Origin of the sequence: Polaribacter pacificus (assembly GCF_038024035.1) — a bacterium.
GTDB classification, from domain to species: Bacteria; Bacteroidota; Bacteroidia; order Flavobacteriales; family Flavobacteriaceae; genus Polaribacter; species Polaribacter pacificus.
Map to the genome: position 1 here is coordinate 154,071 of NZ_CP150664.1, position 15,259 is coordinate 169,329.

The following is a 15,259-nucleotide window of genomic DNA, read 5'->3' on the forward strand; positions in this document are numbered from 1 at the left end:
ATATATGAAATTTGGAATTATAACACATGTAGAGCATAAAATAAAAGGCAAAGATCTATTTGCTTATGAACCTTATGTAAGAGAAATGAATTTATGGGCAAAATATGTCGATGAAATTATAATTCTAGCACCAAAATCAAAAGAAAAAAAAATAACAAATATTGAAACACCATATAGGCATTCAAAAATAAAATTTATTGAGATTCCGAGTTTTAACTTAACAACTTTTAACAATAGTCTTATATCACTTAAAGTAATTCCAAAAATTTGTATTCAAATTTATAAAGTGATGAAATCAGCAGATCACATTCATTTGCGTTGCCCAGGAAATATAGGTTTATTAGGTTGTTTTGTTCAAATATTTTTTCCGTCAAAACCAAAAACAGTAAAATATGCTGGTAATTGGGATCCAAAAAGCAAACAACCGCTAAGTTATAGACTTCAAAAGTGGATTTTATCAAATACTTTTTTAACTAAAAATTGTAAGGTTTTGATCTATGGAGAATGGAAAAATCAGTCTAAAAATAGTATTCCTTTTTTTACAGCATCTTACTCAGATAATGAAATTATAGCTATTGAAGCTAAAAATTTTAAGAGTAAGATTAGATTGTTATTTGTTGGTAATTTTAGTATTGGTAAACAGCCATTATTAACTGTTAAGGTTGCAGAAATACTAATAAATAAAGGGTATGACATTCAGTTAGATATGTTTGGTGATGGAGCAAGATTTAATATTGTTAAAGAGTATATTTTAAAAAATAAATTGAGTGAAAATGTTCTATTACATGGCAATCAGCCAAAAGAAGTTGTAAAAAAGGCTTTTCAAGAAAGTCATTTTTTAGTTTTCATTTCTAAATCAGAAGGTTGGCCAAAAGTGGTTGCAGAAGCCATGTTTTGGGGTTGCTTGCCAATTGCATCAAAAGTTTCTTGTGTTCCATTTATGTTAGGAGAAGGAGAAAGAGGAAGTATTGTAAATGAAGATTTAGAAGAAATTGTTTTTGAATTAGAGACATACATAAATCAAAAAAATAGGTATCTTGAAAAAGTAGTGAGTGCAAAAAAATGGTCTCAGAAATTTACCTTAGAAAAATTTGAAAAAGAAATTAAAAACTTTTTGTAATTGAATAAAATTGCTGTCATACAAATTATTGATTCACTCAGTGCGGGAGGGGCTGAAGTCTTGGCTGTCAATATAGCAAATGAGTTGGCTAAAAATGATGATGTGCATTCTTATTTATGCACAACTAGGGAAGAGGGCATTTTAAAAAAACAGCTGTCAGACAAAGTCTCCTACTTATTTTTAAAGCGTAAAAAGACGATAGATTTATCCTCAATTTATACATTACGACGATTTATAAAGAAGAATAATATTCAAATTATACACGCACATTCTTCTTCACTTTTAATAGCTGTTTTTGTTAAGCTTAGCTTTCCGAAAATTAAAATAGTATGGCATGATCATTATGGCAAAAATCTAAGTAAGCGTCCTTTATTTCCTGTAAAGCAAGCTTCTTTTTTTATAAATCATATTTTTGCTGTTAATTATCAGCTTTTGAGTTGGGATTCTAAAAACCTCTTTTGTAAAAAAATAACTGTTCTGAATAATTTTCCATCATTTAATAATGAAAACCTACAAACAAACTTGTTTGGTAATCATGGAAAAAGAATTGTTTGTATGGCTGCTTTTAGACCTCAAAAAGATCATATAAATTTATTAGAGGCTTTTCGTATTTTTAACGAAGATTACCCCGATTGGTCACTTCACTTGATAGGTAATGATCATGAAGATGCATACTCTTTGATGTTAAAGAACTACATCAAAATTAATAACCTTGTAAATAAAGTGTATATATATGGAGTTAAATCAGATATTAAGCATATTTTGTCACAAGCAAGTTTAGGTGTTTTATCATCAAAATCAGAAGGCCTTCCTATTGCTCTTTTAGAGTATGGATTGGCCCATTTACCAGTTCTGGTTACTGATGTTGGAGCTTGTTCACTTGTCGTAAAGAAAAAGGAGGCTTTGGTGCCTCCAGAAAACAGTGAATTATTTGCAAAATCTTTGGTAAAATTGATAAGCAATCAAGGCCTTTTAAATGAAGTTGCAGATAATCTCTCTAAAGAAGTGAATAAAAAATACAATAAAAAATCTATAATCAAGGAAGTGATTAGAGTCTATAAAATTTATGTTTAATTATATATCAAATAACAGATTATTTTTTATTGTTGCCCACCTAATTATTGGGTATTTGGCTACTTTCGATGTTTTTGCAAAACCATTTGGGTTTACTACAATTATAGTAGGGATTTTGGTGGTTCTTTTCACGTCCAACAAAAACGAAGAAGCATTTAAAGCATCATGCTATATTGTTGGAGTAGGTGTTTTTGCCAGGATGATTAGTGGGTTTCCAACCTATGAAGCGGGTAAATATGCCATTATGATTTTTTTAATTCTCGGTGTATTTGTGGGTGAAGTTAAACAGAAGTTTTCTTTATCATTTGTTTTTTATTTACTTTTATTACTCTTGGGGATTGTTTTAACCGAAGTTCCTGTAGGAGAGTCTATTAGAAAAGCAATTGCATTTAATTTAACAGGTCCATTTTTATTAGGTATATCGGCTCTTTATTTTTTTAAGAGAGTGATGACAATAGAACAAGTTTACCAAGGGCTTTTCATAATGTTATTACCTCTTTTTTCTTTAGTCACTTATCTTTATTTTGTAACACCAAATTTAGAGGATATCATTTTTGGAGGGGGAGCTAATTTTGATACTTCTGGAGGTTTTGGTCCTAATCAAGTCGCAACAGCTATTGGAATTGGAATCTTTATTATTGCGATTAATATTCTGACTAAAAGAAAAATCACTGGGTTTATTGCTTTAGATATTATTTTTTTAATGTATTTTATTTACCGAGGATTATTAACTTTTTCTCGTGGTGGAATATTGACAGGAGCTGCAGCCATATTGGTTTTTGCCTTTTTTTATATCTTAAATCAAAAGGCTTCTTTTAAATTGTTAGTTAGGTATTCTGGAGTGACAATTTTTGCTTTAATTGGAATTTGGTTATACACTTCAAATGTAACGGGAGGGATGCTTTATAATAGATACGCAGGAAAGAATGCATTAGGAGTAAAGAAGAAAGATATAACATCAGGTAGAGCTCTTTTATTACAAGAACAAATGTCAAGTTTTATCTATAACCCTATGGGTATTGGTGTTGGAAATGGTAAATATAAAAGAGAGTTAAGTGAGAAAAGCGTAACTGCGGCTTCTCATAATGAAATAGGTAGATTGTTGGAAGAACACGGTTTAATCGGTCTGATATTATTAATTCTTTTACTTTTTATTCCATTAGAAAATATTTGGTTTTCAAATAATTATCAGCGTGCTTTTTTAATCTCATTTTATGTTTTTTGGTTTTTCACAATAAATCATTCTGCAATGCGGATTGCCTTTTCAGGTTTTGTATACGCGCTTAGTCTAATTAAAATTCAAATAAGTGAAGATGACTAAGTCTGTTTTGTACATTGGTAATAATTTGTCAAAAAAATCTGGTTACCCAACCACTCTAGAGACCTTGAGTGATCGCCTTGTTCAAGAAGGTTATAAACTTTATAAGTTTTCTGACAAGGAGAATAAGTTGATTCGACTTTTGGATATGTGTTGGGCAGTTATAAGACTTCGGAAAGATATTGATTATGTAATGATAGATACCTTTAGTACCACAAATTTTTATTTTTCTTGGCTAACTTCGCAAATTGCTCGTTTGTATAAATTGAGGTACATCCCTATATTACATGGAGGAAATTTACCACAAAGATTGGATAAAAGCCCAAGGCTTTCTAAGCAACTTTTTCAAAATTCATACATGAATATTGCTCCATCTAATTATTTAAAATATGAATTTGAGCAAAGAGGCTTTCAAGCAGAATTGATACCAAATATAGTAGAAGTTGAACAATTAAAATTTAAACATAGAAAGAATTTGACTCCAAGTTTGTTGTGGGTTAGGTCTTTTAGAACGCTGTACAATCCCATGATGGCAATTGAGGTTTTACATCATCTAACTAAGGAGTACCCTAAAGCAAGACTTTGTATGGTTGGACCAGTAAACGATAGTTCTTTTGACTTAGTTTTAGAATTAGTTAAAAAATATGATTTAAAAAATAATGTTGAATTTACTGGAATTTTATCTAAAGAAGATTGGTTTAAAAAAGCTGAAGAATTTGATTTTTTTATTAATACAACAAATTTTGATAACACACCCATTAGTATTCTAGAGGCAATGGGACTTGGTTTAGTTATTGTAAGCACCAATGCAGGAGGTATGCCATATTTAATTGAAAATGGTCATGATGGAGTATTAGTAGATAAAGGAGATTCAGAACAAATGGCTGCAGAAATCATAAAATTAATAAGAGGCGAGAAGTTAGAGATTAGTGTAAATGCAAGAGAGAAAGTAATGCGATTTGGTTGGGGTTTTATTAGAAATCAATGGATAAAAGTTTTGCGTTAATTATGGTTAGAAATGTTCTTTTAGAAAAATTAATTTTACCCTTTGGCGACCTTATCTTTAATACGAACTTTGTTAAGCAAATTAAATTTTGGAGAAAATTTGACAGTTATACTGAGTTAGAGCTTCAACAATATCAAGAATTACAATTAAGAAAGCAACTTTTATACGCTATTGAAAACCTTGAAAAGTATAAGGATATTCAAGTAAGTTCTTCAGAGTCTACTTTTAATTTATTATCAAGATTTCCAATTTTAACTAAAGATGATTTAAAAGAGAACCCAGAAAAACTAATTATTAAAAATAACAAAAAGGCATTTAAAATATTTAGCAGTGGATCTACAGGGAAGAGTACTGCTGTTGAAATGGATAAAATAGATTTGATATCTCTTCAGGCACTTTCTTTTCATCTGTATGAATTATGTGGTTTTAAAATGGGTGCACCTGTTTTGCAAACAGGAATCTCTCCCAATAGGACTTTTTTTAAAAAACTAAAAGATATTTTTTTAGGTGTGCTATATGTGCCTGTGTTTTCATTAGGAAAATCAGAGTTAAATACTATTTGTAAAAAGTTAGTATCCAAATCTAATTTTGTGATCATTGGATATCCATCATCTATTAATATAATTGCTTTACACGCTATTAAAAATAACTATAAAATTGAGCTAAAAACAGTAATTTGTTTGGGTGATTCATTGTTTGAACAATACAGAAGTAATATAAAAAGGGCTTTTAATTGTGAGGTTTATGAAACTTATGGTTCTTCAGAAGGTTTTCAGATTGGTTTTCAAGTAGATTTAGATTATATGTATCAATACAGTCCTCAAGTTTATTTAGAGTTGTTAGATGCGGATGGGTTTCCTGTTAAAGATGGTGAAATAGGCCAAGTTGTTGTAACTAGATTAGACAACAAACACATGCCTTTGATAAGGTATAATGTTGGAGATTTAGCTGTCAAATTGCCTAAGTCTAGGTATCCAAAAAGAAGAAAATTTAATTTTCCACTGCTAGAAAAAGTAATTGGAAGGAATACAGATATTGTTCTGTTGAGAGATGGTCGAAAAATGATAGTACATTCCTTTACAGGGGTTTTTGAATATATTAACGAAATTAAACAATTTAGAATTCTTCAAAAGAATAGAGATGGGATCGAAATTGAGTATATTCCTGCAACTAATTTTAAAGGTAGTGTTCTAAATGAAGCAAGAATAAAGCTTCAAGAATATATACAGGATGAAAAGTTTTTGATTATTTTTAAGGAGGTTGATGAAATTAAAAGTTTAAAATCTGGAAAGACTCAAATAATAGAATCTTTAATTAATGAAGGTCATGAAGAAGAATAGTCCATTAGTTTCAATTATTACTCCCTGTTATAATTCTGAAGTCTTTATTGAAGAAGCTATAAAAAGTGTTCAAGCACAGACTTATGAAAATTGGGAAATGCTTATAACAGATGATGGTTCTGAGGATAATTCAATAGAGATTATCAAGAAAATGATAGAGCTTGACACAAGAATTCAGTTATTTTCAATTCAAAACTCTGGGCCTGCTGTAGCGAGAAATAAATCAATTAAGCATGCAAGTGGACAGTATCTTGCCTTTTTAGACAGCGATGATATTTGGTTTCCAAATTTTATAGAGACTTCCTTGACTCATATAGAGAAATCTGAAGGCTTTGTGTTTGCTTCTTATAAACGTTGCGATGAGGTTACTTTAAAAGATGTCTATGAAGATTTTATTGTGCCAGAAAGGGTTACTTATTTTGATATACTTAAAACTAATTCAATAAGCTGTTTGACTGCTTTTATCGATGTTAAAAAATTAGGAGTAGAATATATGCCAGAAGTACTCTTTAGACAAGATATGGGGTTGTGGTTAAAATATTTAAAGAAAATTAATTTTGCAATTGGAATAAAAGAAGTTCTTGCTATATATAGAATTAGAGAAGGATCTCATTCTAGAAATAAAATCAAATTATTAAAGCCACAATGGTATTTTTACCGACAAGTAGAAAAAATTTCTGTGTTGATGTCTATTTATTTAATGTTAATTTGGGGTTTTAATGGTTTTAGAAAATACAAATCTTAATAAAATTATATTAGCAATAATAATCTTCGTACTTTTGATTTAATTAGCCTAAACTTTGCAGTGAAAAAGAACGCATCTTATATTGACATATCAGAAAGAAAACTCTTGTTGAGGTTTTTAGATATAGTAGTCATTTTCGCTACCATATTTTTTATGTATACGTATTTTGATTATACGTATCTAGATATTAATAAGCCTTTGGCCACTCAATGGCTTTTTGTATTAGTGATTTACTTTTTACTTTTTGGTGAAATTTTTCAGTTGTATAATATTAGCAATTCAAATGATCGGTTTTTAGTATTAAAAAGTATTGTTTTAACAGCAATAAGTACAACTTTATTTTATGTCTTTTCTCCTTATATAACACCTTCATTGCCTTTAAATAGATTAGAAATCTTATATTTCTTTTTTATTATTTCTATTCCAGTATTAATTTGGCGTTTTTTATATATTGCTTTTTTATTTTCACCAAAATATTTTAAAAACATTATTGTAATTGGAAGCGCTGTCAACTCAGAAGCTTTACTTAAGCTTATTAAGCGTAAAAAAATGCATAAAGTATTGGCTTATGTTTCGAATAATAAAATTAATGGTTTCGAAAATTATTTTAATACCTTAGATGTTGATTTGTTGACTTTGGTTGAAAATCAGCCAGTGTCAGAATTGATCGTTTCTACCAAAGGTTTTTCAGAAGAAGAAATTCTGGATTTGAATAAACATTTAATTCCTCTGTTCAAAAAAGGAATTAACATTAAAAGTTTTGAAAAGTATTATGAAGAAATTACTGATAGTGTTCCTAAAGAGTATCTAAATAATAACTTTTATCAGAATATCAATTTTAGTCAAAACAATGATAACCGCTTTTATTTATTTGTTAATACTATTATAGATAGTATCGTTTCTATTGTTGGTCTTGTTCTTTTACTAGGAATACTACCTATTGTTTTTATTGGAAACTTAATCGGTAATCGTGGACCTTTATTTTATTTTCAAGATCGTGTTGGTAAAAAAGGAAAAACTTTCAAGATTGTAAAACTGCGATCTATGGTTCCTAATGCAGAAAAAAATGGTGCAGTTTGGGCGTCTAAAAACGATTCGCGTATAACTCTTTTTGGTAAGTTTTTAAGAAATACCCGATTGGATGAGGTTCCTCAGTTTTATAATATTTTAAAAGGCGATATGAATTTAATTGGACCTAGACCAGAACGTCCAGAATTTGTGAAGGGTTTAGAAGAAAAAATCCCATTTTATGGAATTAGGCATGTTGTGAGACCAGGACTTACCGGTTGGGCACAAGTTAATTATCCGTACGCAAGTACAGTAGAAGATCAGGAAACTAAACTTCGTTATGATTTGTATTATATCAAAGAAAGAAACTTTTTTCTTGATTTTAAAATCATCATTAAAACCATTACAACCGTATTATTTTTTAGAGGTCAGTAAGCTGTATTTTAAAAGCCAGAAGTATCGAACTGTTATTAGTATTAAAAATGGAAAAACGGCCGTAGGTAATAACTGTATTTTAAAAATCCATACAAGAAACACCGCAAAAATCATTACCAGGGCTATTAATAGATAGTTTTTAAGCCATCTTTTCCCAATTCCTTTCCTAAGCCCAAAAGCAACAAATAAATTAGGGGCAAAAGCCCATAAAAGATTGAAATTATTAGGGGTAGCACTATGGTCTGTAAAAAACCAAAGAAAGCAAATAATAACCCCTATAAGACCTGTTATTAAGAAAATAAGGCTGTCAAACCATTTGCTTAGGCTCTTTTTTTTGATATCTAGAAAGGTAATGTATAAGCCAATGATTAAAATAAGTGAAAAAATAAGTAAAGGGTTAGTTAAACTACTCTTCAGAGCTATCTCTTTATAGGTTAAGATGTTTCGTGTTTCCTTAACTAGATTTTCTATCTGTCCATTGTTATTTATGCTTGCAAAATTAAATGCTTTTGATACGTAATCAGGTAAATACAAATAATCATTAGCTAATGCACTCTGATCTATTTTACTGCCCAAAGCTAAATTAATACCAAAACTACCCCAAGTATTCCAAGGGATCTCATTATTCATTAATTGTCGGATAGATAGATTAGAGTTTGCGTATTTTGTATTAAAGCTGACCTTCTCTTTTAGTATTATTTTTGTAATTTCAGGTATTTTGGTTGCACAATTATTAAAAAAAGGATCATAAAAGTATGAGGCATTTTCTGGTTTTGCATTTGTCTCTAGAAATTCAAAGAATTGCTGTTTTTCTACTAAATTAAGGTTTAACACTTGCTCTTTAATCCATCGTCTGTCTTGTTGGTATGATTTTACAAACAAATAAAAAGGATAGCGTTGTAATTTATAGAGCATCTTTCCTTTTGCGAAATTTAGATAAAAATTAGGGGCGTCAAAATCAAAAATTCCATAATTATAAGCCAGGTCTATTCCAAGTTTTTTATCAACTATCCTGATGGTACTGTGTCCAAACCCTTCGTATAGCTCATTCCCGGGCCCAGCAGTGATCACGCTAACTTCTGCATAATCTGTTAATTGAATCTCTTGTGACCAGCTTGTTTGAGCTATGATTATAAAGAACACAACAAAGTGTTTTTTTAAAATGAATAAGGATTTATCTATAAAAGGCATAATCAAATTTTATTGAAAAGATATTTGAAAACAACGCATTGCCAACGCTACCGATGTTGGTGAGCGCATAATCTATTTGAATTCCTTTGTATACAAACCCCAAACCAATATTGGGTTGAAAAGTGATGCTGCTCGTGTCATCAAATTCTGTAGTATTTTGAATATTACCGATTCCAGCTCTTAAAAAGACAAAATTTGAGTAATCTAGTTGTAGCCCGAAAGTAGGTTCTATACTAAAGTTTTTAGCGCTTATTAAATCATTGGTTTGAGCAAAACGCATATTTAAATCTAATTCTGTTGCCAACTTGAAATTTTTTCCAAGCCTAAATTTTCTGGCTACTCCCAATTGAATTTTAGGTTTTGTTATTTCAACTTTTTCAGGTAATTCTTGGTTTTCTCCAGGAATTGCTGCTTTAATTAAGTCAAACTTTTCTTGGTTAATACTCCAAGTATTATAGGTTGTGGTAATATCTCTAACAACCAATCCAAACTGCCATTCTTTTCGCTTAAATTGAAGGCCAAGGTCAAATCCAAACCCCCAAGAATCTGCAAAATCTCCAATAACTCTTCTAATTATTTTTGTGTTGACGCCTAGGTATAAGTTCTTATTGATGATGTTTCTAGAATAAGCGATGGTAAATGCATAATCTGCAGCAGAAAACAAACTAATTTTATCATAATTAATATTCCCTTGACCATCTATCAATTCTGTGGTATTTAGGATATCATCAACACCAAATCGGATAATAGAAAATCCCAAGCTACTAACAGCATCTACCGGCATAGCAAAGGCTGCAAAATTGTAATTAGCGATCCCTGCAAAGTACGAAGCATGCATCAGTGATCCTTGATAATCATCTACATCTGATAAACCAGCAGGGTTCCAATAAATAGCGTTGACATTATTTGTTGTTGCAACGACTGATTTACTCATACCAAGAGAGGCAGCATCCACACCAATATTGAGAAATTCATTGGAGTAATTCCTGAAATTTTGAGCAGTTAATGGCAAAATAATTACCAAAAAACCAAGTGTAATAAGTTGTTTCAAGTTGTGCATCTAATCGTTACAAATATGAGAATTCTTAGTTTAATAACATCAATCTAACTTAGATATTGTTTTATTAATTTCTATTTGGATGTGTTCTTTTATAAATTGATAGATTCTTTTTTCTAGCCACCGGCTTTCACTTTGTTTGAATGAAGAGATAAAGCCTACATGGCCACCGAAATTTGTTACCTCTAAAAAAAAGAAATCAGAATTATTAGCTTCTTCAAACGGATAACAGGCTTCCCCTAAAAAGGTATCATCCTTTGCATTTATCAATAGGGTAGGTTGGTTTATTTTTAATAAAAATGGTTTTGAGCTTGCCTTTTTCCAGTAATCTTCTGGGCTATCAAAACCAAAGACAGGTACGGTATACAATTTCTCTACATGTTTAAACCTTTTAGCTTTAAATAGAAGTTCCTTATCAAGTTCAAAATCAGGGAATTTATGCGCTTTTTCTAAAATTTTTAATCGCATAGTTTTTAGAAATTCTTCTAAATACAATTTGTTTTTTAGCTTGTCTAACTCTTGTTCAGAACTTTCTATATCAATAGGAACAGAAACAGCAATAGCTCCTTTTATTCTTGGTGAGATCTTACCTGCATATTCACCCATGTATTTCAACGTGAGGTTACCTCCTAAGCTAAATCCGATAAGCAAAAGGTTTTTGTGTTGATAGTTTTCTAAAAGGTGCTCAATTACAAAGTCTATATCTTCAGTTTTACCACTGTGATAGGTGCTTAATAACAAATTGTCTTCACCACTACAACCTCTTAAATTTAAAGCAACAGTATCAATATCATGTGCATTTAGCTCATTGGTAGTAGATAAAATATATTTTGATTGAGAACTTCCTTCTAAACCGTGAATAAGAAGAGCCAAGGTATTTGATCCAACAAGAGAGAAGTCCAAATCCATAAAATCATCATCCCAGGTTAGTAGTCGTTTCCTAGTGTAAACACAGTCTTCTTTCATAAAAAGAGGACGAAACACAGTGTTGAAATGTCCATTTCTAAAAGGAAGTTTTGGGTTAAAATTTGATGTGAGTACAGGCATAGAGCAAAAAGCAAACAATTAGAATTGAATGTAAACAAAGATGATAAAAAAATAAAGAAATGTAAAACTGACAAAAGGATTTCTTATTTTAGCTTATTCAAACACTTTTTAGAATGCAGATTAAAAAACACATACCAAACGCACTTACTTTAGGGAATTTATTAGCTGGTTCTATGGCTGTTATCTCAGCAATTAATGGAGATTATGAAACAACAGGTCTTCTTGTAATGCTAGGGATTTTCTTTGATTTTTTAGATGGTTTTGTCGCTAGAATACTTGGTGTTTCTGGTGAATTAGGTAAACAACTTGATTCTTTAGCAGATATGGTTACAAGCGGTGTCGTTCCTGGTGTTGTGATGTTTAGTTTATTACAAGAAAACGCATTGAATACATTTAATGGCGCTTTTGAACCTGTTAAAGCAGCTGCGTTTAGTACAGGGTATTTGCCGCATATAGGTTTGCTCTTAACGTTGGCAGCTTGCTATCGCTTGGCTAAATTTAATATTGATACACGTCAATCAGATTCTTTTATAGGGATGCCAACTCCAGCGATGAGTTTGTTTGTTATTTCTTTGCCATTAATCGTAGATCATTCAACTAATGAGTTTTTTATAAATTTGATTGAACACAATTATTTTTTAATTGGAGTTACTTTGGTGTTAAGTTTTTTGATGAATGCAGAAATCCCTTTGTTTTCGCTCAAATTTAAAGACTATCAATTAAAAAAGAACCTGTTAAAATATTTCTTTTTAGTAGCATCTTTACTATTGATTGTCTTTCTAGAGTTTGTAGCAATACCCCTGATTATCTTACTATATGTGTTATTGTCTTTAGGAAGTAATTTAGCAAAGAAATCAGCTTAAAACTTTCTCTTCTTAAGCTCAAAATCTTTACCTAAATATACTTTTCTAACTACTTCATCTGCAGCCAGTTCTTCTGGAGTACCTTCTTTTAAGATTGCTCCGTTGTACATAAGGTAGGTTTTGTCTGTGATAGCCAATGTTGCTTGTACATCATGGTCGGTAATTAGAATTCCTATATTTCTATTTTTAAGCTGCGCAACGATGCTCTGAATATCCTCAACTGCAATAGGATCAACTCCAGCAAAAGGCTCATCTAATAAGATAAATTTTGGATCAGAAGCTAAACATCTTGCAATCTCAGTTCTTCTGCGTTCTCCTCCAGATAATAAGTCTCCTTTGTTTTTACGAACATGACCTAAACTAAATTCTTCAATAAGTGATTCTAGCTTTTCTTTGCGTTCTTTTTTTGATCTATTAGTAAACTCTAAGACTGATAAAATATTTTCTTCAACAGTTAATTTTCGAAAGACAGAAGCTTCTTGAGCTAGATATCCAATACCTTTTTGGGCTCTTTTATACATGGGGTCTTTAGTGATTTCTAAATCATCTAAATAAATATGTCCATCATTGGGCTTAATCATCCCAACAATCATGTAAAAAGAAGTTGTTTTTCCAGCTCCATTTGGCCCTAATAAGCCCACAATTTCTCCTTGAGAAACTTCTAAAGAGATTCCTTTAACAACCTTGCGGTCACCATATAATTTTTGGATATTATCAGCTCTTAAAATCATTTTCTATATCTCGTATCTGTTTGTCCTTTAGCAATAATTGTAAAGGTAAAGAATTCTAAAGTTTCGGGTTCTTAAAGAACTATTAAATAGTACAACCCTTAGTTTGTACTATTTTGTGCTTCTAAGGCCTCCCAAAATTCATAGGCTCTTCTTAAATGTGGAATCACGATTGTGCCTCCAACAAGTGTTGCTATAGACATGGTTTCCATCATTTCTTCTTTGCTTACACCATTTTTATAGGCAGTTTCTAGATGGTAAGCGATACAATCATCACAACGTAACACAGCAGAAGCCACCAAACCTAGTAATTCTTTGGTCTTTTCTGGTAAATGCCCTTGACTAAAGGCATTGGTATCTAGATTAAAAATTCTTTTAATCACCTTGTTGTCTGTACTCAAGAGCTTCTCGTTCATTTTTTGACGATAGGCATTAAACTCTTCAACTTTATTTGGCATTTTTTTCTTGTTTTTTAACTACAATATTAGCGATATAAATACTTACTTCATATAAAATAACGATAGGGATAGAAACAATAATTTGTGTTCCTACATCTGGTGGCGTGATAATCGCAGCTAAAATCAAAACAACTACAAAGGCATGCTTGCGATACTTTCTTAAAAATTCGGGTGTCACCAAACCAATTTTCGCTAAGAAATAGATTAATACAGGCAATTCAAAAATTAACGAAACACCAAGTAAGGTATTGGTAATTAAGCTAATGTATGAGTTCATTGTAAAGTTATTTACAATCATGTCACTAATTTGATAGCCGTAAAAAAACGAAACTGACATGGGTGCAATCACATAGTAACTAAATAAAACACCAATAAAAAACAACAACGAAGCAATGAATAAAAACCCTCTAGATCTTTTTTGTTCGTTTTCATGCAATCCTGGAGCAATAAAGCGCCACATTTCCCATAGTATATATGGAAATGAAACAATAATACCTAACACAAATGAGATCCATATAGAACTCATAAATTGTTGGGTCAATTCTAAAGATTGTAGTTTTTGAGGGAAATTAACATTGCAAAAACCACTTTCTATACCTATACTGGCAAAAATTTTGCAAAAAAACTGGTAGGTAACAAAATCAGGTTTTAAGTGGGCAATCAAAAAATTATTAAAGACTTGTTTTTGAAAAATAAAAGCAACAACTGCAACCAGCATAATGGCAACAGAGCTCCTTACCAAATGCCATCGTAACTCTTCTAAATGTCCTAAGAAAGACATTTCTTTTTGTTCTTTGCTCATTTAAAATATACCTTCTTTTATCAAATCGTGTAAATGTACTACTCCCATATAATTTTGGTTGTCATCAGTTACTAAGATTTGTGTAATGTCAAAATTCTCTAAGGTTTCTAGAGCATCGATAGCCATTGCATTTATTGAAATCGTTTTAGGGTTTTCAGACATAATGTCCTGAGCTTTTAAACTAGTAAAACTTTCGTTTTTAGTAAGCATACGTCTAATATCACCATCGGTAATAATTCCAACGATGGTTTCATTTTCTACAACAGCGGTAACTCCAAGTCTTTTTTCTGTAATTTCTACAATAACATCAGTTATAGAACTGTTTTTTTGTACTAAGGGTTTTTCGTTTGTTTTAATCAAATCAGAAACTCTTAGGTATAATCGTTTACCCAAAGCACCTCCTGGGTGGTATTTGGCAAAATCTTTACTTGTAAATCCTTTTAGGTGCAACAAACAAACAGCTAAGGCATCTCCCATAACCAATTGAGCAGTAGTACTTGTTGTTGGAGCTAGATTATTAGGGCAGGCTTCTTTTTCTACATAGGTGTTTAAACAAAAATCAGCATTGGTGCCTAAAAAAGAATCTGGATTTCCAGTAATGGCGATAATTTTGTTTCCGTAGTTTTGAATAAAAGGGACTAACACTTTAATCTCAGGAGTATTTCCGCTTTTAGAGATACAAATCACCACATCGTTTTCTTGTATGGTACCTAGATCACCATGAATAGCATCTGCAGCATGCATAAAAATTGCTGGAGTTCCAGTAGAATTAAAAGTAGCGACAATCTTAGTAGCGATGATTGCGCTCTTGCCGATTCCGGTAATGATTACGCGTCCTTTAGAATTTAATATAAATTTAACTGAATTTTCGAAATTTTGATCAATTAAATTTGATAAATTAGCTATTGCATTACTTTCTAAAAGTATGGTTTCTTTTGCGTTTGCTATAATAGAGTTAGAATCTTTCAAGATTTTATATTTTAGTAAAATAAAAAAAAGTCATATCTTTAAATTGTAATACAACATGCCTATTTAGGTACTACAAATTTACTATAAATAATCGTAGA

The 15,259-nt window shown here is 30.9% G+C and carries 15 protein-coding genes; 8 read left to right on the forward strand and 7 right to left on the reverse strand.

Translation table 11 applies throughout. The features are described from left to right. Positions 1–4 precede the first annotated feature (4 nt). From WHC90_RS00680 to WHC90_RS00710, 7 genes are read left to right on the forward strand one after another with little or no spacing between them, the layout of a single operon-like run. A complete protein-coding gene (locus WHC90_RS00680; RefSeq protein ID WP_188598923.1) occupies positions 5–1,120 on the forward strand; it encodes a glycosyltransferase in 1,116 nt (371 codons plus the stop codon). Beyond that, positions 1,121–2,194: a glycosyltransferase gene (locus WHC90_RS00685; protein ID WP_188598922.1), complete on the forward strand. Its 1,074-nt coding sequence runs from the start codon at positions 1,121–1,123 to the stop codon at positions 2,192–2,194. Beyond that, positions 2,187–3,515, forward strand: a complete 1,329-nt coding sequence (locus WHC90_RS00690; protein WP_188598921.1) for an O-antigen ligase family protein — start codon at positions 2,187–2,189, stop codon at positions 3,513–3,515. Before WHC90_RS00685 ends, WHC90_RS00690 begins: the two co-directional genes overlap by 8 nt. Further along, entirely contained in the window at positions 3,508–4,518 is a 1,011-nt protein-coding gene (locus tag WHC90_RS00695) for a glycosyltransferase family 4 protein (RefSeq protein WP_188598920.1), read from the forward strand. The genes WHC90_RS00690 and WHC90_RS00695 overlap by 8 nt, the downstream gene beginning before the upstream one ends. After that, complete coding sequence (locus WHC90_RS00700) at positions 4,497–5,858, forward strand: phenylacetate--CoA ligase family protein (RefSeq protein WP_188598919.1); 1,362 nt, start codon at positions 4,497–4,499, stop codon at positions 5,856–5,858. The genes WHC90_RS00695 and WHC90_RS00700 overlap by 22 nt, the downstream gene beginning before the upstream one ends. Continuing rightward, positions 5,845–6,603, forward strand: coding sequence for a glycosyltransferase family 2 protein (locus WHC90_RS00705; protein WP_188598918.1), 759 nt, complete (start codon positions 5,845–5,847; stop codon positions 6,601–6,603). Before WHC90_RS00700 ends, WHC90_RS00705 begins: the two co-directional genes overlap by 14 nt. A 60-nt stretch (positions 6,604–6,663) precedes the next feature. Continuing rightward, positions 6,664–8,046 (forward strand): exopolysaccharide biosynthesis polyprenyl glycosylphosphotransferase, encoded by a 1,383-nt coding sequence (locus tag WHC90_RS00710; RefSeq protein WP_188598917.1) that lies wholly within the window; start codon positions 6,664–6,666, stop codon positions 8,044–8,046. Here the strand turns inward: WHC90_RS00710 and WHC90_RS00715 are convergent. The 3 genes from WHC90_RS00715 to WHC90_RS00725 are packed head-to-tail and all read right to left on the reverse strand — an operon-like array spanning position 8,026 to position 11,341. Continuing rightward, entirely contained in the window at positions 8,026–9,237 is a 1,212-nt protein-coding gene (locus tag WHC90_RS00715; protein WP_229664931.1) for a DUF4105 domain-containing protein, read from the reverse strand. The two genes, WHC90_RS00710 and WHC90_RS00715, sit on opposite strands and share 21 nt — an antisense overlap. Then, on the reverse strand, positions 9,221–10,297 hold the full coding sequence (locus tag WHC90_RS00720) for a PorV/PorQ family protein (protein ID WP_188598916.1): 1,077 nt from the start codon (positions 10,295–10,297) through the stop codon (positions 9,221–9,223). The genes WHC90_RS00715 and WHC90_RS00720 overlap by 17 nt, the downstream gene beginning before the upstream one ends. 39 nt (positions 10,298–10,336) lie before the next feature. Next, positions 10,337–11,341: a YheT family hydrolase gene (locus WHC90_RS00725; RefSeq protein WP_188598915.1), complete on the reverse strand. Its 1,005-nt coding sequence runs from the start codon at positions 11,339–11,341 to the stop codon at positions 10,337–10,339. 113 nt (positions 11,342–11,454) lie between these two features. On the opposite strand from WHC90_RS00725, the gene WHC90_RS00730 reads away from it, so the two are divergent. Next, positions 11,455–12,204 carry a CDP-alcohol phosphatidyltransferase family protein gene (locus WHC90_RS00730; RefSeq protein ID WP_188598914.1) on the forward strand — a complete coding sequence of 250 codons (750 nt, stop codon included), beginning with the start codon at positions 11,455–11,457 and terminating at the stop codon, positions 12,202–12,204. Here the strand turns inward: WHC90_RS00730 and lptB are convergent. The 4 genes from lptB to WHC90_RS00750 form a co-directional block, all read right to left on the reverse strand. After that, the gene (gene lptB / locus WHC90_RS00735; protein ID WP_188598913.1) at positions 12,201–12,935 is read right to left on the reverse strand and encodes an LPS export ABC transporter ATP-binding protein; all 735 of its coding nucleotides are present in this window, start codon (positions 12,933–12,935) and stop codon (positions 12,201–12,203) included. The genes WHC90_RS00730 and lptB overlap by 4 nt on opposite strands. A gap of 98 nt (positions 12,936–13,033) precedes the next feature. Beyond that, positions 13,034–13,390 carry a carboxymuconolactone decarboxylase family protein gene (locus WHC90_RS00740; RefSeq protein ID WP_188598912.1) on the reverse strand — a complete coding sequence of 119 codons (357 nt, stop codon included), beginning with the start codon at positions 13,388–13,390 and terminating at the stop codon, positions 13,034–13,036. Continuing rightward, positions 13,380–14,192, reverse strand: coding sequence for a twin-arginine translocase subunit TatC (tatC, locus tag WHC90_RS00745; protein ID WP_188598911.1), 813 nt, complete (start codon positions 14,190–14,192; stop codon positions 13,380–13,382). Before tatC ends, WHC90_RS00740 begins: the two co-directional genes overlap by 11 nt. Beyond that, positions 14,193–15,161: a KpsF/GutQ family sugar-phosphate isomerase gene (locus tag WHC90_RS00750; protein ID WP_188598910.1), complete on the reverse strand. Its 969-nt coding sequence runs from the start codon at positions 15,159–15,161 to the stop codon at positions 14,193–14,195. Positions 15,162–15,259 lie beyond the last annotated feature (98 nt).

Coding starts and splice junctions, on each gene's coding strand:
- WHC90_RS00715 (WP_229664931.1), bottom strand. CDS start 9,237: ATGCCTTTTATAGATAAATCCTTATTCATTTTAAAAAAACACTTTGTT.
- WHC90_RS00720 (WP_188598916.1), bottom strand. CDS start 10,297: ATGCACAACTTGAAACAACTTATTACACTTGGTTTTTTGGTAATTATT.
- WHC90_RS00705 (WP_188598918.1), top strand. CDS start 5,845: ATGAAGAAGAATAGTCCATTAGTTTCAATTATTACTCCCTGTTATAAT.
- tatC (WP_188598911.1), bottom strand. CDS start 14,192: ATGAGCAAAGAACAAAAAGAAATGTCTTTCTTAGGACATTTAGAAGAG.
- WHC90_RS00695 (WP_188598920.1), top strand. CDS start 3,508: ATGACTAAGTCTGTTTTGTACATTGGTAATAATTTGTCAAAAAAATCT.
- WHC90_RS00690 (WP_188598921.1), top strand. CDS start 2,187: ATGTTTAATTATATATCAAATAACAGATTATTTTTTATTGTTGCCCAC.
- WHC90_RS00730 (WP_188598914.1), top strand. CDS start 11,455: ATGCAGATTAAAAAACACATACCAAACGCACTTACTTTAGGGAATTTA.
- lptB (WP_188598913.1), bottom strand. CDS start 12,935: ATGATTTTAAGAGCTGATAATATCCAAAAATTATATGGTGACCGCAAG.
- WHC90_RS00680 (WP_188598923.1), top strand. CDS start 5: ATGAAATTTGGAATTATAACACATGTAGAGCATAAAATAAAAGGCAAA.
- WHC90_RS00725 (WP_188598915.1), bottom strand. CDS start 11,341: ATGCCTGTACTCACATCAAATTTTAACCCAAAACTTCCTTTTAGAAAT.
- WHC90_RS00740 (WP_188598912.1), bottom strand. CDS start 13,390: ATGCCAAATAAAGTTGAAGAGTTTAATGCCTATCGTCAAAAAATGAAC.
- WHC90_RS00700 (WP_188598919.1), top strand. CDS start 4,497: ATGGATAAAAGTTTTGCGTTAATTATGGTTAGAAATGTTCTTTTAGAA.